This window comes from Melioribacteraceae bacterium, from assembly GCA_030584085.1.
Taxonomy (GTDB): domain Bacteria; phylum Bacteroidota; class Ignavibacteria; order Ignavibacteriales; family Melioribacteraceae; genus SURF-28.
Genome location: CP129490.1, coordinates 2536802 through 2562795, shown reverse-complemented (window position 1 = coordinate 2562795; position 25994 = coordinate 2536802). Strand labels below are relative to the sequence as shown.

The window sequence follows — 25994 nt, the reverse complement described above, 5'->3', positions numbered from 1 at the left end:
CAAAACAAAGTAAATATATTGCAAATAAGCGTACGCGCAGACATTGGCGGGGGACCTGAACATCTTTACAACTTAGTAAAAGGATCGACTCAAAAGTTTAACTATTTTATTGCAGCTCCAAACGATAAACCATATTTGGAACTATTTCGTTCACTGGTCGGAAACGATAATATAATTATCATTCCTCATCGTAAATTTAGAGTTTCTGCTTTCCTTAGTTTAAGAGAGTTTATTAAAAAAAATAATATCTCGATAATACATTCGCATGGCAAAGGTGCCGGAATATATGGCAGATTGCTGGCTCTCATTACAGGTAAAAGATCGATTCATACTTTACACGGTTTTCATATCGGCAAGTACAATCTTCTGCAGAAACAATTATACTTTTTTATAGAAAGAATACTTTCAATATTTTCACACAAAATAATTGCGGTTTCCGAAGGAGAAAAGAAACATATTCTTGAATCCAATATATGCAGTGAATCAAAAATTTTAGTTATAGAAAATGGGATCAAAATTCCTGATCAATTCATTTCACAGGAAAACTTTAATCAAACACCCAAAAAGCTTATGCATTTAACGCGTTTTGATTATCAGAAAAATACATCTCAATTGATTTCGATTTGTAATGAGCTAAAAAAGAGGGAAGTTCTACATCAATTTCAATTTCTTATTTATGGAAACGGTGAAGATTTTGAAGTGTTTAAGCAACAAATTATTGATCTAGAATTAGAAAATTCAATTATTTTAAAAGGTGCTGATCCGAACGCAAGAGAAAAATTAGTCGAAGGCTTTTGTTATATTTCTACTTCAAGATGGGAGGGATTACCTATTAGTTTATTGGAGGCTTTTGCCGTTGGTCTACCGGTAATTTGTTCGGATACAACCGGCAATAATGATTTAGTTAAAAATAATTTCAACGGATATCTTTATGATATTTCTGATCCTTCACAAGCAGTTGATTATTTACTAAAACTATCAGCCGATCAAGAACTTTGGAGTAAACTTTCCACCAATGCTAGAGATTTTGTAACTAATAATTATAGTTTGGAGAAAATGATTAGTAAAATAGAACAGGTATACGATAATTGAAAACAGCAATTGTGCATGAATGGTTTGTGGATTATATGGGCTCGGAAAAATGTGTTGAGTCATTTAATAATATTTATCCGCAAAGTGATGTTTTTTCTTTAATTGACTTCTTAGATGAATCGGATAGAGAAAAGATATTAAAAGGAAAACATGCAAAAACAAGCTTTATTCAAAAGCTGCCGAGAGCAAGAACTTCTTATAGATCTTTTCTGCCTTTGTTTCCATTAGCAATTGAACAACTTGATGTTTCTGACTACGATGTAATTATTTCAAGTTCTCATTCAGTTGCAAAAGGTGTTTTGACCAACAGTAAACAATTACATATTTGTTATTGTCATACACCAATGAGATATGCTTGGGATTTGTATCACCAATATATCCTTGAGAGTGGTTTGCAGAAAGGTATTAAAGCATTCTTCGCCAAATATTTTCTTCATAAAATAAGAATGTGGGATTTTATTTCTTCCAATAGAGTCGATTATTTTATTGCTAATTCAAATTATATAGCAAAGCGGATTAAGAAAATTTATGGTCGAGATGCTGATGTAATTTATCCGCCTGTAGATATTGATAAATTTGAACTGACGAAAGTTAAGGAAGATTATTACCTGATCGTTGCGAGATTTGTTCCATACAAAAAAGTTGATATCGTTGTTGATGCATTTACAAAACTTACCAGCCATAAACTAATTGTTATTGGAAGCGGACCGGATGAACATAAATTAAAGAAAATAGCTACCTCAAATATTGAATTCAAAGGTTATCAAAATGATTCTGATTTAACGAAGTTAATGCAAAAAGCAAAAGCTTTTATTTATGCAGCCGAAGAAGATTTTGGAATTACAATTGTAGAAGCTCAGGCTGCTGGTACACCGGTTATAGCATATGGTGAAGGCGGTGCTAAAGAAACGGTTGTTCCCGGAAAAACCGGAATATTATTCAATAAGCAAACATCTGATTCATTGATTAATGCAGTTAATGAGTTTGAAAAATCAATTCAAGATTTTAATCCCCAGACAATTAGCGACCATGCAAAACAATTTTCTAGACAGGTTTTTGAGAGTAGAATTAAAGAATATGTCGAGGTAAAATACCAAGAATTTTTAACAGCGGGTAATTAGGATGTTGGATCAAAAATCATTACTAAATCTTAGAAAGATTCTTGACTTTTTATTTCTGAATATCTCGTTTTTACTTGCAGCTTTTTTTGCACAACCCATTGAAGCATTACTAACCAATCAGCTTATTTTCATACTTTTAATCCTTCAGAATATTATTTGGTATACAACATCTGCAATTACTTCAACCTATTATGATGCTACTTACCGGTCGTTTTCAGATCAATTCTTTAATCTTGGCAAAAACATTATCATCGAAATAGTATTCGCGATACTTTATTTATTCTTTGTTAAAGAAAATTTGTTCACCAGAAATTTTGTTTTTTATTTCAGTACGCTTTTAATTATTCTGATATATTCAAAGGAATACTTAGTTTGGAAATTTGTTGATAGTGAACGACGAAAGGGGAAAAATTTACGAAACCTAATTGTTGTTGGTGTTAATGGTTTTAGTCTTCAGTTTGTTGAAGAAATTGAATTAAGATCGGAATTTGGATATAAATTTATTGGATTCATTGATGAATCTTTAGCGGATAGAAACGTTTTGGGTAGATTAAGTGATCTCGAAAAAATAATAACAGATAATAAAATCACTGATGTAATTTATTCGGGCTCATTAGATGACCAGCAAATATTTGAAAACGTCGTAAAAATTTGTGATAAAAACGTTGTAAAACTAACCATATTACCGCAGATAAAGCAGTTTTTTAATTCTAATATAGAAATGAATTTCCTCGGCAACTTTCCTGTGTTAACTTTTCGAAGCAATAAATTGGAGCAATTTCAATGGCGTTTTCTCAAACGAATATTTGATATTATTTTTTCAATATTAGCTCTAATCCTAATATTGTGGTGGGTCTATTTGATAATTGGATTGGTTATCAAGTTCACATCAAAGGGTAAAGTATTGTTTAACCAAGAGAGAATCGGTAGAGGAGAACGAACTTTTCTATGTTATAAATTCCGAACTATGCGAGGTATGGATTCATTCGGAAAGAATGCTTTAGTTGATGACTCAGATAGAATAACTCCGATTGGTAAGATATTACGTAAGTACAGTTTAGATGAACTCCCACAATTTTTAAATGTGTTAAAGGGAGATATGTCCGTAGTTGGACCGAGACCGCATGCAGTTAATTATAATAATTTGTATTCCGATATGGTTGATGAGATAAAACTCAGACACCGGGTTAAGCCCGGAATTACAGGTTGGGCACAAGTACACGGATTAAGAGGTGATGTTTTTGATTTTGAAGAGAATAAAAACCGAACAAAGAAAAGAATTGATTTTGATAATTGGTATATTGAAAATTGGTCGGTTAAGTTGGATATTAAGATAATTATTGAAACGGTTTGGCAAATTATTTCCGGTAGAAACTTGGGGACTTAATGTGAGTAAAATTGAAAAAATATCATCCATTATTATTGCAAAAAACGAAGAAAAAAATATCGGTAGATGTATAGAAAGTCAAATGAATTCCATTGATGAGATTATAGTGTTAGTTGATGAAAGTTCCACCGATAAAACTTTCCAAATTGTTTCATCTTTCGAAAAAGTTATAGCAAAAAAAACAAATTGGAAGGGATTTGCTGAAACTAAAAAAGAAGCTTTAGCCTTGACAAGTTATAACTGGGTATTTTGGATTGATGCCGATGAAGAAATTACCAAAGAACTTTCCAACGAACTAAGAATGTTGAAGGGAACAGATGTTGATTTTAATGCCTATAAAGTAGCTCGAAGAGCATTCTTTCTGGATAAGTGGATAAAACATAGCGGTTGGTACCCGGGTTATGTAACAAGATTCTTTAATAAAATTCATAGCAGTTTTGACGAAAGTAAAGTGCATGAGGGATTAATCGTTGACGGAGAAATTGGACTACTAGAAAATGATATTAATCATTATACAGATCCTTCAATTCAACATTACTTCGAAAAGTTTAATAGATATACCTCTTTAGCCGCTGAAGATTTATTAAAGAAAGGTAGAATTGCAGACATTTCCGACATTGTTGTGAGACCTTTCTTCCAATTTTTTAAAATGTATTTTGTACGTCTTGGTTTTCTTGATGGACTGAGAGGTTTTATCTTAGCAATCTTTTCTTCGGCGTATGTTTTTACTAAATATTGTAAGTTATGGGAGCTAAATAAGAAGAGTTAAATATGAAAATTGGACTAATTCCTAACACTACCAAAATGAATACTATTGATATCTTAAATGACTTTCTATTACTATTGGAGCAATTCGGAATAGAATATCTTTTTAGCGATAACTTATTGGAGCTAAAAGATCAACTTGTATTTAGGAATACTGATACTAAGTTTATGTCAATTAAAAAACTTGGAGAATCTGCCGACATAATTGTTTCATTCGGAGGTGATGGAACAATGTTGCATAATGCTTATGAATTAAGAGGTACAAAGGCACCCATGCTGGGATTAAATCTCGGTAAACTCGGATTCCTTGCCGAATACGAGATGAAAGATGTTCCACAGTTAGTTAACGAATTGAAAGAAAATAAATTTGTAATAGATGAACGAATGGCTTTAAGCGCATTTAATAAAAATGAACCTCAAAATGAGTTATACGCAATAAATGATCTTGTAATTGACAAAGGCCGGTGGCAAAAGATGATAGAGTTAACTGTTAAAGTTGATGACCATTATGTCTCCACTTTTTCTGCCGATGGAATTATTATCGCAACACCAACGGGTTCAACGGGATATTCACTTTCTACAGGTGGTCCAATCGTCAACCCGAAAGCTGATGCAATAACTATTAGTCCAATTTCTCCGCATACTTTAACTATGCGTCCACTTGTACTTTCTAGTAATCAAAAAATAGAGATTAGTGTTCGATCTCCTTATGAATCTGTTCAAGTGAATTGTGATGGTCAGCGTGTATATTATTATCAATCTCCTGTAACTTTAGAAATAAATAAAAGTTCACAACCCGTTAAGTTGATTCATTCTAACAGTTCGAATTATTTTGAAATACTTCGCAATAAATTATTTTGGGGCTTAGACCTTAGAACAAATATTTCATAATCTCGGTGAAACTATGATTAAGTTTATTGTTTTTTATTTCATGATTCTTCTCAATGTTTTTTCGCAAGAAGGTATCATAGTAATTGATGAACAAACAGATGAAAAAATGCTTCTCGGGCGACATTCAAGAACGGCTTTTCTAGATTCTAGTTTTGTCGAATGGTACTCGGAAGAATACAAGTATTATATAGTTGACGAAGAAACATTGGTTTCAGTTAAAGATGAAATACATAATATTGATATCAAAATTATAATGGGTACATGGTGTGATGACAGTAAAAGAGAAGTACCCCATTTTTACAAAATAATTGATTTTCTTGAATATGATGAATCCAGAATTGATTTAATTTGTGTTGACCGCGCTAAAGTTGGCTTATCAGATGAAGTTGATGGACTGGATATTAAACTTGTTCCTACATTTATTTTTTATGAAAATGGCTCTGAACTCGGACGAATTATTGAAACGCCTATGGAAAGTTTGGAGATAGATTTAGCAAGTATTTTAAAATAAAAAACCTCCGCAAATTGCAGAGGTTTTTTAACTAACTTTTGTAAACTTACTAATTATTTGATGCTGTTAATTCAACAGGATTAATCTCTTCAATTTTCTTGAATTTCTTAGGTGCCTTTACTTTCCCGTTCCCGTTATTTTTGCCAACATCAATATTTATTTTCGTGGCACTTTCTTTGGATTTTCTCTCTTTTATTTCACGATAAACGTAAACTTCATTTTTATAATTACGAAGTACAATTCTATCTTCATCTTGATGCAGGACATAATTTGGAATTAATGGTATTTTACCGCCGCCGCCGGGGGCATCAATTACAAAATGAGGAATAGCCAAACCACTTGTATAACCTCGCAATTTATTCATTATATCTAAGCCAGTTTGAATTGAAGTTCTAAAATGACTGGCGCCCTTAGTTTCATCAGCCATGAATAGGTAATAAGGTTTAACGCGAATTTTTAGAAGCTTCTGAAAAAGCTCCATTAAAACTTCCGCGTTATCGTTAACACCTTTCATAAGTACAGCTTGGTTTTGAACCGGGCATCCGGCATTTGCCAGCATTGTGCAAGCCCGTGTGCTTTCTTCAGTAATTTCCCAAGGATGATTGAAATGTGTATTTATATATATCGGATGATATTTCTTTAACATGTCGCATAATTCGGGTGTAATGCGATGGGGAAGAACGCATGGCATTTTTGTACCGATACGAATTATTTCAACATGAGGAATTGACCGAAGACGTTTTAATATTTTTTCGAGCATTGTATCAGTTAACATTAATGGATCGCCACCGGAGAGAATTATATCTCTAATTTCGGTATGTTCTTCTATATAATTAAAAGCCGATTCCAATTCCTTCATTGAGATTTTACCAGAATCACCAACTTTTCTTTTACGAGTACAAAATCTGCAATACATTCCGCATTGACTTGTAACAAGGAAAAGACAACGATCCGGATATCTATGTGTTATGTTGGGTACTGGACTCATTGCATCCTCATTAAGAGGATCTTCAAAGCCATCCAAATCATCTAATTCAACTCCGTCAGGAACGCTCTGGAGCCAGATTGGATCTCCGGGATAACGGATTAGACTAAGATAATATGGATTAATTCTAGCTTGAAAGAATTCATCGAGATCTTCAGCCACTTTTTTATCTATGTTGAATTTCTCGACAAGTTGATCAACGGAATGCACGCTGTCGCGTATCATTTGTTGCCATAGTTCCATTGATTTTCCCTTTATGTTGTTAGATATTTACCAAAAATTATTAGGTTATCATTAACCTTATAAAAATCTTTTATATCAGCTAGAACTTCGTAATCGTTACTGTGATAAAATTTTCTTGTTAATTCGTAACTTGGTTGTGAAGATGTTTCAGCTATTACCAAGTACCCTTTTTGTTCTCTAATAAAATTTTCTGCATGTTGAAGTAATTCTTTCCCAATTCCTTTCCCGTGCATTCTTGAATCAACAACTATCCAGTATAAATCATAAGTGCCTGTTGTCATGTATCTTTTACCAATGCAATGGTATCCAACAACTTTTTTGTCAAACTCATAAATAAAAATGTTGTAACTATAATCATCTTTTAGATCATTCTCAAGAGTTTCATCAATTAATTCTATAGCTGTCTTCTTTTCTTCAGTACTGAATATGTTAATTGTGTCTAACACCTCTATCAAATCATTACGATCTTTTTTTTCTAATCGACGAATCATTTATCTACTTCTCAACAACGAGAGTTCAATTAATTTTTTTATAAGATCTTCATAACTAATTCCGGCTGCTGCGGAAGAACGTGCAAATCCTGAATCTGGAGAAATATCAGGATTCGGATTAACCTCTATAACAAACGGTCTGTTATCTTTGGTTAATCTAACATCAACTCTTGCATAATCACGGCATCCCATCGCTTTATAAGATTCCAAAGCAATTCTATTAATTTCCTTTGTAACCCTCTTCGGTAACTTAGCCGGACAAATTGGAAGTGTATGTTTATAGTATTCACTTTCCGGTGACCATTTTGCTTCGTAAGTTATAATTTTAGGTAAACCTTTTGACAGTCCTTTAAAACTTATTTCCGAAATCGGAAGGACTTCATTTCCCAAAATTGATACGTTTAATTCTCTTCCGTCTATGTATTCCTCAACTAGCAGGTCTTGCTTAAAGTTTTTGAATAAATAATTCATTCTTGCTGAAAGTTCGTCACTATTGTTTACAACAGAATTTTCCGAGATCCCAATGCTTGCATCTTCACTTAATAATTTTACAATCATCGGAAATTGTAAACCCTTTGAATCAAATTCCTCGTTTGATTTATACAATGCCACTTGATAATTAGGTGTCGGAATTCCTGAACCTATCAGAATCCGTTTTGTTCTTTGTTTAAAAAGACAATTACCTAGCGTCAAACCATTATTGCCTGTATAAGAGATGCCGAGAATGTCAAAAAGTCCTGCGCAATAACTTTCAAAGTGAGAGTTACCCTCAACTGACTCGATAAGATTCAAAATAGCATTGGGTTGATAGGATTTGCATTCATTATAAAGAGATTTAATATTACTGTTGACGGGATATCCTTTTACAACATTATATTCCTCGGAAAGAATTCCAATAATGCTTTCAATTTGCTCTACGAATCCCTTTTCTGACAAATCAGTCGCTACAATCGAATCTTTTCCCGCATAATTTTCATAAATCGATTTGGGCTCGTTATAGCAGACCAATATTTTGTCATCTCTCATCAGATTAACCCATATCTTTTTGCAGCAGCCAATAAAACTTCATTTATCATTTGTTGATAATCCAATCCAGCAGTTCTAGCGGCTTTTGGATAACATGAATTATCTTGAGGATCTGGAAGAACACCCGGTAACGGATTTACTTCTATTATATTTGGCTCACCTTCCGCATCCAATCGAACATCAATGCGGCTCCAATCTTTACAATTTAAAACTGAGTACGTTTTTAACACTAATTCCGAAATCTTACGTTCCAATTCTTTGTTGATATCAGCCGGACATGAAAAAATGTCTAAAGGATTTTCGCGTGTATCCAAAATCCATTTTGCTTCATAAGAATAAATTGGTACCATATCCTTCGGCAATTCGTTGAAATTCATTTCAACAATTGGCAAAGTTCGAGCTTCGCTTCCATTTCCTAAAACCGCAACTGTAAATTCTCTACCAGGTAAATATTCTTCAACAATAAATGGTTGGTTATACTTGTTAACATTTTCTGCGAGAGTTTTTTCAAGTGTTGCATGATCGTTAACGAATGATGAATTAAAAATTCCTTTACTTGAACCTTCGCCAATTGGTTTAATCATTAATGGAAATTTTAATTCCTTACCGGCAAAACCATTTTCACCATGTGAGACAATAAACTTTGAATTTCTAATTCCGTGATAGGTTAGAACTTCCTTAGTTCTGGATTTATCTAAACATAAACTCAAAGTCAATGGATCGGAACCGGTGTAAGGAATTTGGAGCATATCAAGTATTGCAGGAATCTGTGCTTCTCTGCTTATTCCATTCGCACCTTCAGCTACATTAAAAACAATTTCCGGTTTAAGTTTGCGAAACTTTTCATAAGCATCTTCATTTGCTTCAATCAAAGTGACATTATGATGTGCCGTAAGTGCATCTCTTATGGCATAAATCGTTTCGTAAGTATCCCATTCGGCATATCTATCAAGGGTTTCGTCGGATTGAAGATAACTTTGGGATGAGTCTTGTAAAACTTTTGAAGTAGAGTCAGGTTTGACATTATATGTAAGTGCGACGTTAAACTTTTTTATCATTGTAAGGAATAAAAATTCCTTTAAAAAGTTAGTTGCAATATAAAAGTTTAATAATGATATGCAATACTTTGTGAAAAAATATTTTTTAAAACTTTTTTTAAAAATATTCTATGCGATGTGTGAAAACTTGAAAGAAGAAAAATATTTTTGTCTTAACTCGGATTTAATGATTGAGTTTTCTTCTCTTACCAACGATGGATCTGAGTTGATTAGATTAAAAGCATCTTCTCTTGCACAAATTAAAAGTTCTGTATCATTAATTATATCAGCGTACTTTAATTGAGGAAATCCACTTTGCTCTGTTCCGAAGATATTCCCGGGTCCGCGGAGTTTAAAATCAATTTCAGACAGTTTGAACCCATCATTATTTTCAACCATAGCTTTTAATCGTATTTGTGACTTGTATTTTTCCAACTCGGAGGAGGAAAGAAACTCTAGAGAAATATTTTTCGATTTAATTTTGCTTAGGTGTTCGTCTCGTGTGACTAAAATACAGTAAGATTGTTTGTCACTTCTACCAACACGACCTCGTAATTGGTGTAACTGGGATAAGCCAAAGCGAAAAGCTTCGTTAATTACGACAATTGTCGCATTCGGAATATCAATTCCTACTTCAATAACAGTTGTCGAAAATAGAACATCAAATTCTTTATTGGCAAATTTCTCCATTATTTCTTCTTTTTCTTGCCAATTCATACGTCCGTGGATCATTTTGACTTTAATATCGCTTAAGTAAGTACCTGCAAAATGTTCGTATTGAGTTGTTACATCTTTTAGATCTAATTTTTCGGATTCCTCTACAAGTGGATAAATAATAAAAGCTTGCTCGCCGTTACGAACTTGTTCTTTGATAAATCGAAATATATCTTCTAAATTATTTTCACTACGCAGAACGGTTTTTATTTTTTTCCTATTCTTTGGTAGTTCATCAATTATTGAGACATCCAAATCACCATAAACAGTCATTGATATTGTTCGAGGAATTGGTGTGGCCGTCATCACAATTACATCGGGTGAAATATTCTTGTCAATCAATTTGGATCTCTGTGCAACACCGAAACGATGTTGTTCATCGATTACTACCAATCCCATTTTTGGAATAATTACATTTTCTTCAATCAAAGCATGGGTACCAACAATTAAGTTTATTTTATTTTCTTGGATACCGTTCAATATTGTTTTACGTGTTTTTGCATTTTGTCCGCCAATTAACAAAGCCACATTAAAATCATTTTGTTCAAGCAACTTATGAATATTTTTAAAGTGTTGATCAGCTAAAATTTCGGTTGGAGCCATAAGTACTGCCTGGTAACCATTACTTGCTGCTATTAACATGGCTATCAATGCCACTATTGTTTTACCGCTTCCAACATCGCCTTGCAGCAATCTATTCATGGGTTCTGCTTTCTCCATATCCTGTCTAATTTCATGCAGCACTTCAAGTTGAGCATCTGTTAACTTAAATGGGAGCTTGTCAATAAACTTTTTAATTGGTTCAGCGTGAATACTGAACTTGATTCCGTTTTGTTTATGTTTTCTCTTGATTCTTCTCAAAGCAGCAATACATTCGAGATAAAACAACTCCTCATATTTGAATCTTTGAATTGCCTCTTCTAGTTTCTCTTTGCTTTGTGGTAGATGAAAATTTTTAATGGCTTCATTTTTATTTAATAATTTTTGAGATGTGAGGATAGTTTTCGGGAGTGATTCTGTAACTAAGTCAGAATAATCCTCCACAACACTTGAAATTATTCTTCTTAAACTTATATCACCAATATTCGTTGATTTAAGTTCTTTAGAAACTCTGTAAAAGGGAATAATTTTGCCGGTGTTCAAAAATTCATTTGATTCTGTTTCTGTTATCTTATCAAAATCTGGATGTGTGAATTGCAAGTTTCCATATCTTGTTACTACAGGTTTTGATGAAACTGCATAGATATCGTTTTCTTTAAAGACTTCTTTAAAATACTTAATACCTTGAAACCAAACACATTCAAAATGTCCGGCTTTATCTTTCATCTGTACTTTGAATATCTGTTTCTTTCCGTATCGTATCAACTCGGTGTCAACAACTTTGCCAATCACGGTAAGTTCACCATCAAAACCATTTAAAACAATTTGTGCAACTTTAGCCGTATTCAATATTGTCGTGCGATCGAGATGCTTGGTAGGGAAGTAATAGAGCAGATCTTCAACGGTTCGTATTCCGATTTTACTGAAAGCTTCAGCGCGCTTTGGTCCGACTGATTTAATATACTGAACCGATGTAGAAAGATCTTTATTCATTTAGAGAAAAGTTATTAATCGAACTAAAATATAGTTGATTTGAAAGAGATTTGGAAGGAATCTTAATGTTCAGATTTCATATCGCGGTTCATTAACTCAAAAGTCATTTTTTGTGGATCGCGATTTTCATACAAAGTTTTATAAACAGCATCTATTATGGGAGTTTCTACTTTTGCTTGAAGAGCAAGTTCTCTTGCTGATTTTGCAGTTACAACACCTTCGGCAACCATGTTCATCGATTTTAAAACATCTTTTAACTTAATACCTTTACCGATCTGCTCGCCTACGTAGCGGTTTCTGCTGTGCTTACTCATACAAGTAACAATAACATCACCCATTCCGGACAATCCGGAGAAAGTTTCCGGTCTTGCACCCAATTCAATGCCTAATCTGGAAATTTCAGCTACACCACGTGTCATGATTGCGGCTTTGGTATTATCACCAAATTTTGCTCCGTCAATTATCCCGGCTCCGATTGCAATTACATTTTTTAAAGCACCACCTAATTCGACACCAATTATATCAGTTGAAGAATAAACTCTGAAATACGAAGTCATGAATGCGGCTTGTATTTGTTCAGCGGTTTCAAAACTTTTTGAAGCAGCAACCACTGCGGTCGGTATTTTTTTTGCAACTTCTTCTGCATGACTTGGACCTGAAAGAACACCGATATTACTATCAGAAATATTCTTGATAACATCTTTAATTATTAACGAAACAGTAAATAAAGTCTCGGTTTCAATTCCCTTAGCAACACTTACTAAAATTGTATCAGTAAAATCAACTTTCTTTAGTTTTTGCAGAACCCCTCGCAAATACTGTGAAGGAATTGCGAGAACAATCATATGCATTCCTTCAACTGCTTCATCCAAGTCATGAGTTATTTTTATTTCTTTTGGAAGCTTAATTCCTGGTAGATAGACTTTATTAACTCTGGATTTGCTCAAAGATTTGGCATAGGAACGTTTGTATTCCCATAACGTTACATCATGCCCGTTATTTTGAAGTATAATTGAAAGTGCAGTGCCCCAACCACCGGCACCGATTACTGATATTCGCATTATTTAGAATTTTTCTTTTTTGAAAGTGATATTCTATTTTCATTACCTTTTAATAATCTTCCTAAATTTGCACGATGAGTATAGATCACAAGTAAAGCAATAAAAATTGCGAATGGTAGTATAGTGTGATATCCTTGAATATCAACATGGAAGATATTTTCTCGTACAATAAGAATTAACGGAACCGAGATAGCAGCCAAAATTGAACCAAGTGAAACATATCTTGAAATTGTAACAACGACAAAGAAGACTGCAAGTGCTAAAAGCATATCTATAGTTATGATTGCAATTAAGAAACCTAATGAAGTAGCAATACCTTTCCCGCCTTTGAAGCTAGCAAAAATTGTCCAAATATGACCGATGACGGCAAATAAACCAGCGAAAATTTGTACAAGAGTGAAATCATCAAAAGGAGTTGCATTAGGGAATGGAAAATCTCCTAAATACAATCTTGCAATAAGAATAACGGCAACTGCGCCCTTTAATGCATCTAATAAAATTGTTAATACTCCATACTTCCACCCCAATATTCTAAAAACATTCGTACCACCGGCATTACCACTGCCGTGTTGACGAATATCAATACCTTTTACTGCCTTAGTAATTAAAATACCAGTAGGGATAGACCCGACTAAGTAAGAAAGTATGACAATAATAAGTAGATTAAGCATTTGTTTCCTCTATAATTAGGATAAAGTTATGTAAATGTAATCCAATTTTCAATTGAAAAAATTATCCGTTTCTAGATGTAATAAGATGAAATAATTCTACATCAGATTCAGTAGTAATTTTAAAGTTTAAACTGGAGCCCTCAACCAGATTAACGGACTCTCCAAGTCTTGTGACTAACATTGATTCGTCAGTCCCAACAAATGATTCCTCAGCAGCTTTTTGCATTGCTCTCAAAAGTACAGAATATTTGAAAGCCTGAGGAGTTTGAATATAGTTAATTTTTCCTCGATTAATATAATTTACGATTACATCTGTCCCGTTAACTAAAGTGTCTTTTGCTTTAATTGCAGCAACAGCATTTCCCTTTAACTTTGCAGTCTCAATTATATCATCGAGAATATTTTGCGATAATAAAGGTCTGGCAGCATCGTGAACTAGAACTAAATCATCTTCTTCTGCATTAATTGAAAGGAGAGCATTATAGACGGAATATTGTCGCTCACTGCCCCCCTCAACAATTTTCAAAATCTTCCAGAAACCATTCTTAGCTTTAACTTGCTCAAGCAAGTCAAAATACTCAGGTTGAGCGGAAACGATTATATGATCAATTTTTGTATTAAACTGAAAAACTTCCAAAGTGTACGCGATAAGTTCACGTTCATGAAATTTCATGTACTGCTTCGGAATTTCACCGCCAATTCGTTTACCGGTTCCACCAGCTGGTATTATGACGAATACTTTACTCATTAGATTATCAACATTGCATCGCCATAACTGAGAAATCTATAACCCTCTTTCAATGCCTTTTTATAACTTTTCATCACAAAATCATAACCGCCAAATGCCGCTGAAAGCATCAATAATGTTGATTCGGGTTGATGGAAATTTGTAATCAATTTTTTTGTGATCTTAAAGTCATATTGAGGGAAGATAAACTTATCGGTCCAACCGAAGTTTGGTTTAGAGAAACCTTCTGCAGTAACACTACTCTCTAATGCACGAGTTGTGCTTGTACCAACAACAAAAATATTTTTCTTTCCTTCAAGTGCTTTATTAATTTCAGCAGCCGTATCATCGGGAATTTCAAAATATTCAGAATCCATTTTATGTTTAGTCAAGTCTTCAACTTCAACAGGTCTAAATGTGCCTAAACCAATGTGAAGAATAACAGGTACAACCTTTATACCTTTTTTCTTAATCTTCTTAATTAGTTCGGGAGTAAAATGTAGTCCGGCCGTTGGTGCTGCAACAGAACCGTCTTCCTGAGCAAAGATGGTTTGATAATTTTCACGATCTTTAGGTTCAACATCTCTTTTAATATATGGAGGAAGAGGCGTTTGACCAATTTTATCTATTGCTTTGAAAATATCACCGGCATCATCATTAAATCTAACCGTTCTGCCTCTTGAGGTTGTGTTGTCGATTACTTCGCACCATAAATTATCATTGAAGTAGATTCTATTGCCAATTCGTACTTTCCTAGCCGGATCAACAATCACATCCCAGATATTTTCTTCTTTGTTTAATTCGCGCAATACAAAGACTTCAATCTTTGCATTGGTACGTTCTTTTTTTCCGTAAAGACGAGCTTGCATAACTTTGGTTTCATTGACAACCAACACATCACCTTTGGACATATAGTCAACAACGTCGGCGAACGTTTTATGCTCAATCTCTTGGGTTTTCCTATTGAGAACCATCAGTTTTGCCTTATCCCTTTTTTTCTCGGGATATTTTGCGATTGCAGTTTTAGGCAGATTATACTTAAAATCTGATAGCTTCATTTATTCTCCTTCTCTGATGATCTTTTTATTAATGTATATGAGCGGGGGGAAATAATCCTCCCGCTCACTTATTATTTCTTTTTGGATACTTTTTTCTTTGATGATTTTTTAACAACTGATTTATCTTTTAGAGTAGCTCTTGCTGCAGCTAAACGAGCAATCGGAACTCTGAAAGGAGAGCAACTGACATAATTCATTCCAACACGATGACAGAATTCAACAGAATCCGGTTCACCACCATGTTCGCCGCAAATACCTACTTTCAGATCTGCTCTGGTTTCTCTTCCTTTATCGGTTCCCATTTTAACGAGTGCACCAACACCTTCTTGGTCTATACTTTCAAATGGATCCTTTGGAAGTATATCTTGCTCAACATATTTTGGCAAGAATTTTCCGGAATCATCACGAGATAAACCAAAAGTAGTTTGAGTTAAATCATTTGTTCCAAAACTGAAGAACTCAGCAACTTCTGCAATTTGATCTGCGGTTACAGCCGCTCTTGGTAACTCGATCATTGTACCGACAAGGTAATTTACTTTTTTACCTTTTTCTGCAAAAACTTCTTTTGCAACTTTTCTTACAATTGCTTCTTGAAGTTTTAATTCATTTACATGACCAACCAATGGAATCATTATTTCAGGATTTACCTTAATACCTTCTTTTGCAACATTAACCGCAGCTTCAAATATTGCTCTAGCTTGCATTTCTGTAATTTCCGGGAAACTGATACCTAAGCGGCAACCTCTGAACCCTAGCATTGGATTAAATTCATGAAGAGATTCAATTTTCTCTTTAACAGCTTTAGCTGAAACACCTAATGCATCAGCAGTTTCTTGAATTTCTTTTTCTTGATGAGGTAAGAATTCATGAAGAGGTGGATCTAATGTTCTTACCGTAACGGGACGACCTTTCATCACTCTGAATATTCCTTCAAAGTCAGCTCGTTGATAAGGGAGCAGTTTATTTATTGCTTTCTTTCTGCCTTGTTCACTATTAGAGAGTATCATTTCACGAACTGCAAGAATTCTATTTTCACCGAAGAACATGTGTTCGGTTCTGCAAAGACCGATACCTTCAGCACCAAAAGCAATTGCATTTGCTGATTGATCCGGTTGATCGGCATTAGTTCTTACATTCATAGTTCTTACTTGATCAGCCCATTTCATTAGGTCTGCGTAAGTTTTATAAACATCGGATTTTTTAGGATCCATTTCTTTAGTAATGAGAACCTGGATAACTTCCGAAGGTTTGGTTGTCAATTCACCCTTGATTACTTCACCAGTTGTTCCGTCAATTGAAATGTAATCGCCTTCTCTAAGAACATGCTCTGATCCTTCAACTTTCATAACACCGGCTTTATAATCAATATTAAGAGTACCACAACCAGCGACACAAACCTTACCCATTTGTCGGGCAACTAGAGCAGCATGTGAAGTCATACCGCCACGAGCTGTAAGAATACCATCTGAAGCATTCATACCTTTAATATCTTCCGGAGAAGTTTCGATACGAACGAGAATAACTTTATCACCCTTAGCAGCCATTACTTCGGCATCATGAGCTGAGAATGCAATTTTACCTGATGCAGCACCAGGACCGGCATTTAAACCTTTAGCCAATAGAAGGCCTGAATCAATTGCTGATTGTTTTTCCTTTAAATCAAAGATTGGTCTGAGTAATTGATTTAATTGATTTGGTTCAATTCTCATCAATGCTTGTTCTTTGGTAATAAGTTTTTGTCGAACCATATCAACTGCAATTTTAATAGCAGCAAAACCTGTTCTTTTACCGACACGGCATTGTAGCATCCAGAGTTTACCTTGTTGAATTGTAAATTCTATATCCAACATATCTTTGTAATGTTTTTCTAACTTTAATCTGAAGCCATCTAATTGTTTGTAAACTTTTGGATCATCTTTCTTAAGATTTTCAATTGGCTCGGGAGTTCTAACACCCGCAACTACGTCTTCACCTTGAGCGTTGAACAAATATTCGCCATAGAATTTATTTTCGCCTGAAGCAGGATCACGAGTAAATGCAACACCAGTACCGGAATCTTCACCCATATTTCCAAATACCATTGATTGTACGTTTACTGCAGTTCCCCATTCAGCCGGAATGTTGTTAAGTTTTCTGTAAACAATAGCTCTTTCATTCTGCCATGATGCAAAGACTGCACCAACTGCACCCCAAAGTTGTTCCATTGGATCAGATGGGAAATCAAATCCTTTCTTCTCTTTGATTGCAGCTTTGTATTCAGCAATTAATTCTTTTAATTGCTCGGTTGAAAGTTCATTATCTTTTTCAACACCGGCTTGTTTTTTCTTGCGTTCAAGAATTACTTCAAACGGATCATGATCGTGTTTATCTTCAGGTCGTAATCCTAGAACGACATCACCATACATTTGAACAAATCTTCTGTATGAATCATATGCAAAACGAGGATTGTTAGTTTTTTTGCTTAACGCTTCAACTGTCACGTCGTTAAGACCAAGATTAAGTATAGTGTCCATCATTCCGGGCATTGATGCACGAGCTCCTGAACGAACGGAAAGAAGCAATGGGTTTGTTGTATCACCAAAAACTGCTCCCATTTCTTTTTCAATTTTGGATATTGCTTTTAATACTTGATCCTTTAATTCTTTTGGGTACTTCTTCTTATTATCGTAATAATAAGTACAAACTTCGGTTGTAATTGTGAACCCCGCAGGAACAGGTAAACCAATGTTTACCATTTCAGCAAGGTTTGCACCTTTACCGCCAAGTAAGTTTTTCATATCAGCTTTACCTTCAGCACGCTTTCCTCCGAAGAAGTAGACATACTTAGGTGTCTTTTTTGCAGCCATTAAAGACCTCCTTACATTAATAGATTATTTTTTTCGAATATATGTTTAAGCAAGTTGCTCATTTCTTCATCTTCCTCAATCACCATTTCAATCTTGAGGTAGTATATATCAATGTCATCAAATTCTTTGCTATAGGCATTAAGCTTTACAGCATCTTTTTGAGTTGTGATGACAGAATAAGAATTAGTATCGTAGAACATTTTTCTAATTGCTTGTATTTCCTTTAGGCTATAAGATTTATGATCTCCAAAAGTAATTCTGTTCGTTAAATCAATTTTATTATGCTTAAGAACATTTAAAAATGAATGCGGTCTTGCAATTCCACATACCACTAAACTTTTTTGACCATGGAATTCTTCAATTTCATAAAATTTGTGGTCCTTTACATCATAAAAACCGGTAGCTTTATAAAAAGCATGAAATATTTTTTTGCTTTCAAAATAGCGAAGGATATTCTCCGGAATATCTTCCTTATCAGAAAATTTTCTGTTTATTATTATTGCATCTGCTCGTCTGGCAGAAGAGAATGGTTCTCTCATGCTGCCAACCGGTAAAAGTTCTTGATCTGATCTACCGGCAACTCTTAAAAATTTTTGATCAAAGACGAGTAAGTTAAGATCACGTGCAATCCATCTATGTTGAAAAGCATCATCTAATACAACACAATCAAGATCAAATTTATTGATTAATCGCTGTGCACCTTCAACTCGTTTTTCGGCAACTGCAGCGGGAACTTTACATTCTTGTGCCGCAAAATATATCTCATCGCCACTTTCAATAACTGATTTAAAGAATTCCTTGCCATCGGATATCAATTGATATCCTCTTGTTGTTCTCTTATAACCGCGACTAAGGATTGCCGGTTTCTTTTTAAGTTCTTTTAATTTATTTGTGATATAAATTACGGTAGGTGTCTTACCGGCACCACCAAGAACTAAATTTCCCACAGAAATAATTTTTGCATTTACTTGATGACTTCTAAATATTCCTTTGTCAAAGAACATGTTTCTAAGCTTAATAACACTTGCATAGATAAATACAAATGGTGAAAGCAGTATTTTAATTGTTGGTGTTAACAATTTGCTCGGCTTCTTCCTGAAGTTTATTTAATTCCAATTCACAGTCTTGAATTAATTTAGAAATCTCTTCTCGTGTACTTTTTTCGTTTACATAAATCGGATCGGAATAAATAACTGTTACTTTACTAAATGCTTTTGGAACTTGAAACTTATCCCAACTATTAAAGACGTAATGCTTTTTAGAAGCAGTTCCAATTAAAACAAGAGGAATTGATTTTCTATGAGCTAATACGACTGCACCCGGTTTCATCTTGAATTGAGGACCGGTTGGTCCATCAGGCGTAATAGCAAACGAAAATCCTTCATCAATTTTATCTTCCATTATCTTAAGTGCTTCTTTACCTCCGATATGACTTGATCCTCTAACAACATTATAATTCCAATTGTTCAAAAGCTTTGTCAGGATATCACCGTCTTTGCTTCTACTTACCAAAGCGGCAATTTTGTATTTGCGTTGAACATACCAAGGGATAAGCATTCGACCATGCCAAAAAGCTGAAATAAATTGCTCGTTATTATTGAGTACTTTTAAAATCGCCGTTTCATTAAATATTTTAATGCGATACGTCTTAGTAACCAGATTTGCAATAAAATTAAGAACAGTAAGACCTAAAAGGCTGAGAACTCTTTTTTTGATTTCTTTAAGTCTCATTATAACCGGCAACTATTATTTCTGCCGCACGTTTTGATGCTCCGGGACTTCCCAACTTCTCTTTTATAAGTGATAATTCATCTTTGATCTTTTGATATAATTTTATATCACTTAATATTTTGTCAGCTTCTAAAAATACTTTTCTCTCGTTTACATCATCTTGAATTAATTCTGGTAAAACTGTTTTCCCAAGAATAATATTTGCCATTGCAATATTATTAATCTTAGCCAGTGCTTTCCCTATGCGATAAGTTAAACCGGCTGTTTTATACACTACAATGCTGGGCAATTCCATTAATCCGGTTTCTAGAGTTGAGGTTCCGGATTTAATAATTCCAAATTTTGAATTAGCGAGTAAATCATAGTTATTACCATGGCTTATGGTAAACTCAATATTGCCGGCAATCTCTTTTAATAAATCCTCTTCAATATTTTCTGAACAAGCAACAATAATATGCATATTATATTTGGCAGCAATACTTTTTGCACCGGTAATCACTTCCGGGAATATTCTCTCAATTTCTTGTTTTCTACTTCCCGGCATTACAAGTAGAATTTCTTTAGAAAGATCTAAATTTAGCTTACTGTAAAGTTCTTGTTTCGATAGAAAATTGTATTCCGAAATCCTGTCAATCAATGGATGTCCGACATAATCAACCACAACATTAGCGTTTTGATAAAAATCTTTTTCAAAAGGGAAGAGTACGATCATCTTATCAATATATTTTCTAATTTTTTTTACTCTTCCTTGTCCCCAAGCCCAAATTTGGGGTGATATATAATAATAAACTTTAGCGCCTAACTTTTTAATTTTTGGAGCTAGGTTCAAATTAAATCCCGGATAGTCAATTAACACAACTTCTTTAATATTATTTTGCTTTATATGTGACAACAAATTTTTCTGAACTCGTTTAATAAAAGGGATATGCTTAATCACTTCAGTAAATCCAAGAAAAGACATATCTTTTATGTGATATAATAATTCCATTCCGCTTATTTGCATCAAATTACCGCCGATTCCAACTACGGAAACTTCGGGATCCAGTTTTTTTATCTCGCTTATTAATACAGCCCCGTGCATATCACCCGATACTTCACCGGCAATTATCATTAATTTCTTATTCAAAAATTGTTGACCAATTATTTATCAAATAAATTACTACAATGAGAAGAACAACAAATGAAATCGCTTGCAATGTTCTTCGCTCTGATCGTAATGCTGCATTTATATTTTTCTTCGGTTGTTCAATACCAGGATTTTTATATGGTGTCAATCTTGGTATTAATTTAGGAACGTTTGCTTTATAATTTTCATATTGTTTGCCGTAAGTCTTAACTAAGTAATTTTCTTCTTCATCAATGATCAATTTGTATTGAATAAAGAAAAATACAAGAGCAACAATTTGAAGATAGGGGAACAGTGCCCATGACATAATCCCAACGCCGAAATAAATCAATATATTTCCTAAGTACAACGGATTTCTTACATAGGCAAAACCACCGGAAACAACAAGAAATGTTCCACCGACAGTACCAGTAGTTCGTGTTTCGCTACCAGCATAACTTACACCGGATATCCTTATAAACTCACCTAAAAGAATAATTGCAAATCCTACGAGCATTGTTAAGGGAGTTGCTTCTTGGAACGCTACCATCAATATCAAAAAGGGAATAGGTGTATAACTTCTGTACTTAAAAACTTTTGACGCCAGCTGACTCATTTTTTATCCTTGCTGATATACTGTTTTTCTTTTTAATTCTGCTTGATGCCTGTGTCTTAATCTTTTCTTACTTTTTAATTGGTCTAATTGTTTAATTACATCTTCAAAATTTTTATATGGCCAGAATGATATCCTATTTGTCTCACAAAACTTTAGTAAAGATTTTTTTGCGAAAACAAAATCACAATACTGAACGGGACAAGCGTCCGAATATCCGTCACCAATAAACACTGTATAATCTTCATCAGAGCTATTATTAATTATGTGATTTCTTTTACAATTTGCACATTGTTTACATTCTTCATCTGTATAAGGAAATACCGGAACAAGTTTATCGTCTTCGAAAAGTAATTTGTTCGTGTAAGCTTTTAAATGTGATAAATTCTCTCGTTCCAAAACTCTGTTAATGTAATAATCCAATCCATCGCTTAAAATGAATAATTCAAAATTGTTGAGTTTGCAATATTCTATAAATATTTTAAATGTTGGGTCGATATCGATTTCATTTAGAAAAGAATCAAAGTCAACCGGATTAAAATTTTTTACAGTTGCGCAAAGTTGTGTCCAAGTATCCACAGATGTAATTTCTTTTTTGATCCATTTCTCAATAATTCGATTAGCTTTGTCGGCATCACCAAATCTTAAAAACATTTCTTCGCCGATATCTTTTTGTGTTATCGTGCCATCGAAATCAACAAATATTTTAAAAGCTTTTTCTTCAACCACTATTAATTTACCGGTAAATCCTCTTGAAACTGAACACCTACTAATTTGGAAATTCCTTCCTCTTGCATAGTGACACCATACATATTCTCAGCCGACTCCATCGTACGCTTATTATGAGTTACAATAATAAACTGAGTATTATGGCTGAACTCCTTAATTAATCTTGTAAAGCGATCAATGTTTGCATCGTCAAGCGGTGCGTCCACTTCATCCAACACACAGAACGGTGAAGGTTTGACGAGATAAATAGCAAATAAAAGGGCAGTAGCAGTTAGAGTTTTCTCTCCTCCGGAAAGAAGTTCAATTGAAGTTGGACGTTTACCTTTTGGTTTAGCTATAATTTCAATTTTGGCTTCGAGCGGATCAACATTATCTTCCATAATCAAATCGGCCTCATCACCAGGGTCAAACAGTGTTCTGAATATTTTTTGAAATGAAGTTTTGATTTGATCAAATGTGCTTTGAAAAAGTTCTTGAGCAGTTTGATTTATCTCTTTGATGGAACTTATCAGATCTTTTTCAGAATCCACTAAATCGTCACGTTGTTTTAATAGAAAATCGAGTCTTTCTTTTTCTTCCTCATATTCCGAATATGCCAGAAGGTTGATTGGACCGAGACCTTTAATTTTTTCTTTTAATTCATGAACTTCCGAACGTCTTTCCTTGAAGTCAAACGAATCAAGATCTTCAAATTCCTTTAGTTCTATATCGAGTGCATAGTCTTCTTGAATATCTTGAAGCAAGTTTTCCATTCTTAATTTAATTTCACTTACTTGTAGATCAGATTCGTGAACTGAATCTGAAATTGATTCTCGCTCTTTTCTCAGTTCGGATAGTTGATTTTCAAATCCCACGGATTCTGATCTTACGGATTGAAGTTCAGATTCTATTCCCCGTTCTTCTGATATTAACTCTTCTCTTATTTTTTCAATTTCTGCAAGTTCGATTCTCTTTTCAGAAATGCTCTCTTTTATTAATTCAATATCATCAGAAGTTGTGGTAATATCCTTTTCTCTTTTTGCAATATTGGTTTCAGTTAATATTTTGCTTTCTTCGGCTGATTTAAGAGTATTCTCGGCGCTGGATTTCTGACCTCGTAATCTTTCAAGATCAATTTTAAGACTGTTTTGACGATCGAGTGTTGAACGATATTCATGGTCAAGATCAGCAACTTCCGCTTCTATATTTTGCAATTCTAAATCTTCTGCTTTTTTCTCTTCACGACTTGCTGAAATCTGATTGTTCAAATTTTCAATTTGATTATCAAGTTGATTTGATCTGCCGACAAGTTCTTGAATTTCATCTTGGGACTTATCAATTTCTTCAGATGCTTTTTTGTTTTCAAATTCTAACTGAGCAATCTGCTTTTCGATATTGGATATATCATTGAGTAAAAGTTTCCCTTTTTCGGAGAGTGATTTCAAATTGATTAGGGAGATTTCTTTTTCTTTCTCTTCAATTTTTATTTGAATGGATTTAAGCCGATTCTCCAACTTTGGGAACTCAGCTTTTAGTTGCTCAAGCATTTGTTTTCTGCCAAAGATTGAATCATCCATTTTCGGGAGTGAGCCGGCACTTATGATACCATCTTTTTCAACTAAATCACCTTCTAACGTGGCAAAACCAAAATCATTATATTTTTTACTCAGACTGACAGCCGTTGCAAGGTCGCGGACAATAACATAATTTGAGAGTACCTTGTTAAAATATGGTTTCCATTTTTCATCGGATTTTACCGGATTGAATGCCCAATCAACAAAGCCGAGCTCTTTTGAAATTTTATTTCTTTTTCTATTAATTAAAAATTTATTAATCTTTCCAATTATACCATTTCGGCGATATGCAGTAGTTTCTAATACAAAAAAGGAAGCTTTACCGAGATCATTTTTCTTTAAATATTCTACTGCATTTTTAAGTTCAGTAGTGCTTTGTATCAATAAGTTATTAAGTACAGGTTTCAGCGCTGCTTCAAGGGCATACTTGAATTCTTCTTCGGTCGTTCCAACATCGGCAAATATTTGTTTTTCGTTATCTGTCCAACCTTCGCTTTCTAACAACAATTTAGAACCTTGAGAAACACCCTCAAGATTAGTTATCAATGTATTTATAAAATCAATTTTATCACGCAGAACATGAATGGATGATTTTATTTCGGCTTCATCGGAACGAAGCTTACCTAATTCTTTTTCGAGAGATTCTTTTTGAGATTGTTTCTCAGCATATTCTTTTTCTGAAGCTTTTAATTTTCTATCTACATTCTCTTTTTCATTTTGCAACTCTTCAAGAAATCCAACAGTCTTTGCAATATTATTTGTGATTGTTTGAATTTTTTCGTTGAGTTTTTGAATCGATTGATCTACTCTTTGACGTGATTCTTGAAAATTGTTTAATTGATTTTCCTTTGAGGATAAATCACGGAATTTATTAAGAACTGTTTCACTTTTCTCCTTAAAAACTTTTCTTTTACTTTCAAGTATCTCTTTGCGCGATTTGATTTCATAGTCAAATCCAACAAGCTCTGATGTTTTCTTTTCGATTTCTTCAACAAGTTGGACTAATTTATTTTGACTTTCGTCAATTTGTATAAGTGCATATTCTTTTTGCTGTTGAAAATCTTCAAGTTCTTCATGATATCTAAGTAAATTATTTTCGAAAGAATTTAATCTTTCTTCAGAAACCGAAATGATTTTTTGAGATTCGTGAATCTTATCATTCTGCTGACGTATCTGATATCGTTTGTCTCTGAGACGTTTCTCAATTTCTTCAATTTGAGTTCTGAACTTAATTAATTCAGTTTCAATTCTTCGAATATCGCTATCAACAATCGATTTACGTTCATTTAGAGATGCAATTTTATCTTGAGCATTATTTTTATTTCTTGTAAATAAAGCCCATTCACGTTCAGCTAAATCCAGTTCCTTTTCTCGTAAAACGGATTGTATTTGATTATACTTATCCGCTCTTTTTGCTTGACGTTCTAATGAACGAACAGTTTTATCCACTTCCGAAACAATATCATTTACACGGGTTAAGTCAGCTTTAACTTCATCTAATTTTTTAAGTGCAAGTCTTCTTCTTAATTTATATTTATTAACCCCGGCAGCTTCTTCGAACATTCTTCTTCGTTCTTCTGCTTTATTGCTTAAGATAGTCTCAATCATTTTTAATTCGATTACCGAGTAAGCGTTTGTACCCATACCGGTATCCATAAAAAGATTTGTGATATCTTTTAGTCGGCAAATATTTTTGTTTAATAAATATTCGCTTTCACCCGATCGGAAAATTCTGCGGGTGATAGTCACTTCGGAATATTCTGTCGGAAGAATTCCTTTGTCATTAACAAGTGTAAGTGAAACTTCCGCCATTCCCATCGGTTTTTTATTTCGTGTACCATTGAAGATGACGTTTTCCATCTTATCACTTCTGAGAGTGCTAGATTTTTGTTCACCCAAACACCAGCGAAGAGCATCAACAATATTAGTTTTGCCACATCCGTTCGGACCAACAATTCCCGTAATTCCTTTTGTAAGGTTAATCGGGGTCTTATTAGCGAACGACTTAAAACCAAATATTTCCATTTTGGATAAATACAAATCT

Annotated in this window: 22 protein-coding genes; 6 read left to right on the top strand and 16 right to left on the bottom strand. The window is 33.9% G+C overall.

From position 1 onward, the window contains the following. The first annotated feature begins 18 nt into the window (after nucleotides 1-18). The 6 genes from QY331_11745 to QY331_11720 are packed head-to-tail and all read left to right on the top strand — an operon-like array spanning nucleotide 19 to nucleotide 5767. On the top strand, nucleotides 19-1092 hold the full coding sequence (locus QY331_11745; GenBank protein WKZ68622.1) for a glycosyltransferase: 1074 nt from the start codon (nucleotides 19-21) through the stop codon (nucleotides 1090-1092). Continuing rightward, nucleotides 1089-2213: a glycosyltransferase family 4 protein gene (locus QY331_11740; protein WKZ68621.1), complete on the top strand. Its 1125-nt coding sequence runs from the start codon at nucleotides 1089-1091 to the stop codon at nucleotides 2211-2213. Before QY331_11745 ends, QY331_11740 begins: the two co-directional genes overlap by 4 nt. Before the next feature lies 1 nt (nucleotide 2214). Further along, complete coding sequence (locus tag QY331_11735; protein ID WKZ68620.1) at nucleotides 2215-3600, top strand: exopolysaccharide biosynthesis polyprenyl glycosylphosphotransferase; 1386 nt, start codon at nucleotides 2215-2217, stop codon at nucleotides 3598-3600. Nucleotide 3601: 1 nt separating this feature from the next. Next, nucleotides 3602-4369, top strand: a complete 768-nt coding sequence (locus tag QY331_11730) for a glycosyltransferase family 2 protein (protein ID WKZ68619.1) — start codon at nucleotides 3602-3604, stop codon at nucleotides 4367-4369. A 2-nt stretch (nucleotides 4370-4371) separates the two neighbouring features. Further along, nucleotides 4372-5256: an NAD(+)/NADH kinase gene (locus QY331_11725; GenBank protein ID WKZ68618.1), complete on the top strand. Its 885-nt coding sequence runs from the start codon at nucleotides 4372-4374 to the stop codon at nucleotides 5254-5256. A gap of 13 nt (nucleotides 5257-5269) precedes the next feature. Beyond that, nucleotides 5270-5767 carry a hypothetical protein gene (locus QY331_11720; GenBank protein ID WKZ68617.1) on the top strand — a complete coding sequence of 166 codons (498 nt, stop codon included), beginning with the start codon at nucleotides 5270-5272 and terminating at the stop codon, nucleotides 5765-5767. Nucleotides 5768-5816: 49 nt separating this feature from the next. Here QY331_11720 and QY331_11715 read toward each other — a convergent pair whose 3' ends face one another. The 16 genes from QY331_11715 to smc form a co-directional block, all read right to left on the bottom strand. Further along, entirely contained in the window at nucleotides 5817-6995 is a 1179-nt protein-coding gene (locus tag QY331_11715) for a KamA family radical SAM protein (protein ID WKZ68616.1), read from the bottom strand. A gap of 11 nt (nucleotides 6996-7006) precedes the next feature. Beyond that, entirely contained in the window at nucleotides 7007-7486 is a 480-nt protein-coding gene (locus QY331_11710; protein ID WKZ68615.1) for a GNAT family N-acetyltransferase, read from the bottom strand. Continuing rightward, complete coding sequence (locus QY331_11705; GenBank protein ID WKZ68614.1) at nucleotides 7487-8512, bottom strand: ATP-grasp domain-containing protein; 1026 nt, start codon at nucleotides 8510-8512, stop codon at nucleotides 7487-7489. Next, on the bottom strand, nucleotides 8512-9570 hold the full coding sequence (locus QY331_11700; GenBank protein WKZ68613.1) for an ATP-grasp domain-containing protein: 1059 nt from the start codon (nucleotides 9568-9570) through the stop codon (nucleotides 8512-8514). Before QY331_11700 ends, QY331_11705 begins: the two co-directional genes overlap by 1 nt. A 108-nt stretch (nucleotides 9571-9678) precedes the next feature. Further along, the gene (gene recG, locus QY331_11695; protein ID WKZ68612.1) at nucleotides 9679-11856 is read right to left on the bottom strand and encodes an ATP-dependent DNA helicase RecG; all 2178 of its coding nucleotides are present in this window, start codon (nucleotides 11854-11856) and stop codon (nucleotides 9679-9681) included. A 62-nt stretch (nucleotides 11857-11918) separates the two neighbouring features. Further along, entirely contained in the window at nucleotides 11919-12917 is a 999-nt protein-coding gene (locus tag QY331_11690) for an NAD(P)H-dependent glycerol-3-phosphate dehydrogenase (GenBank protein ID WKZ68611.1), read from the bottom strand. Continuing rightward, a complete protein-coding gene (plsY, locus tag QY331_11685; protein WKZ68610.1) occupies nucleotides 12917-13588 on the bottom strand; it encodes a glycerol-3-phosphate 1-O-acyltransferase PlsY in 672 nt (223 codons plus the stop codon). The genes QY331_11690 and plsY overlap by 1 nt, the downstream gene beginning before the upstream one ends. 61 nt (nucleotides 13589-13649) lie before the next feature. Further along, nucleotides 13650-14336, bottom strand: coding sequence for a 2-C-methyl-D-erythritol 4-phosphate cytidylyltransferase (ispD, locus tag QY331_11680; GenBank protein ID WKZ68609.1), 687 nt, complete (start codon nucleotides 14334-14336; stop codon nucleotides 13650-13652). Continuing rightward, complete coding sequence (gene queA / locus QY331_11675) at nucleotides 14336-15373, bottom strand: tRNA preQ1(34) S-adenosylmethionine ribosyltransferase-isomerase QueA (protein WKZ68608.1); 1038 nt, start codon at nucleotides 15371-15373, stop codon at nucleotides 14336-14338. The genes ispD and queA overlap by 1 nt, the downstream gene beginning before the upstream one ends. Before the next feature lie 71 nt (nucleotides 15374-15444). Then, on the bottom strand, nucleotides 15445-18219 hold the full coding sequence (gene ppdK, locus QY331_11670) for a pyruvate, phosphate dikinase (protein ID WKZ68607.1): 2775 nt from the start codon (nucleotides 18217-18219) through the stop codon (nucleotides 15445-15447). Nucleotides 18220-18230: 11 nt separating this feature from the next. Continuing rightward, the gene (gene lpxK / locus QY331_11665; protein WKZ68606.1) at nucleotides 18231-19298 is read right to left on the bottom strand and encodes a tetraacyldisaccharide 4'-kinase; all 1068 of its coding nucleotides are present in this window, start codon (nucleotides 19296-19298) and stop codon (nucleotides 18231-18233) included. After that, entirely contained in the window at nucleotides 19279-19950 is a 672-nt protein-coding gene (locus tag QY331_11660; GenBank protein WKZ68605.1) for a lysophospholipid acyltransferase family protein, read from the bottom strand. Before QY331_11660 ends, lpxK begins: the two co-directional genes overlap by 20 nt. After that, entirely contained in the window at nucleotides 19940-21076 is a 1137-nt protein-coding gene (lpxB, locus tag QY331_11655) for a lipid-A-disaccharide synthase (protein WKZ68604.1), read from the bottom strand. Before lpxB ends, QY331_11660 begins: the two co-directional genes overlap by 11 nt. Next, nucleotides 21069-21671: an isoprenylcysteine carboxylmethyltransferase family protein gene (locus QY331_11650; GenBank protein WKZ68603.1), complete on the bottom strand. Its 603-nt coding sequence runs from the start codon at nucleotides 21669-21671 to the stop codon at nucleotides 21069-21071. The genes lpxB and QY331_11650 overlap by 8 nt, the downstream gene beginning before the upstream one ends. A gap of 3 nt (nucleotides 21672-21674) precedes the next feature. Further along, a complete protein-coding gene (locus QY331_11645) occupies nucleotides 21675-22397 on the bottom strand; it encodes an MtnX-like HAD-IB family phosphatase (protein WKZ68602.1) in 723 nt (240 codons plus the stop codon). Nucleotides 22398-22399: 2 nt separating this feature from the next. After that, entirely contained in the window at nucleotides 22400-25990 is a 3591-nt protein-coding gene (gene smc, locus QY331_11640; protein ID WKZ68601.1) for a chromosome segregation protein SMC, read from the bottom strand. Nucleotides 25991-25994: the final 4 nt, after the last annotated feature.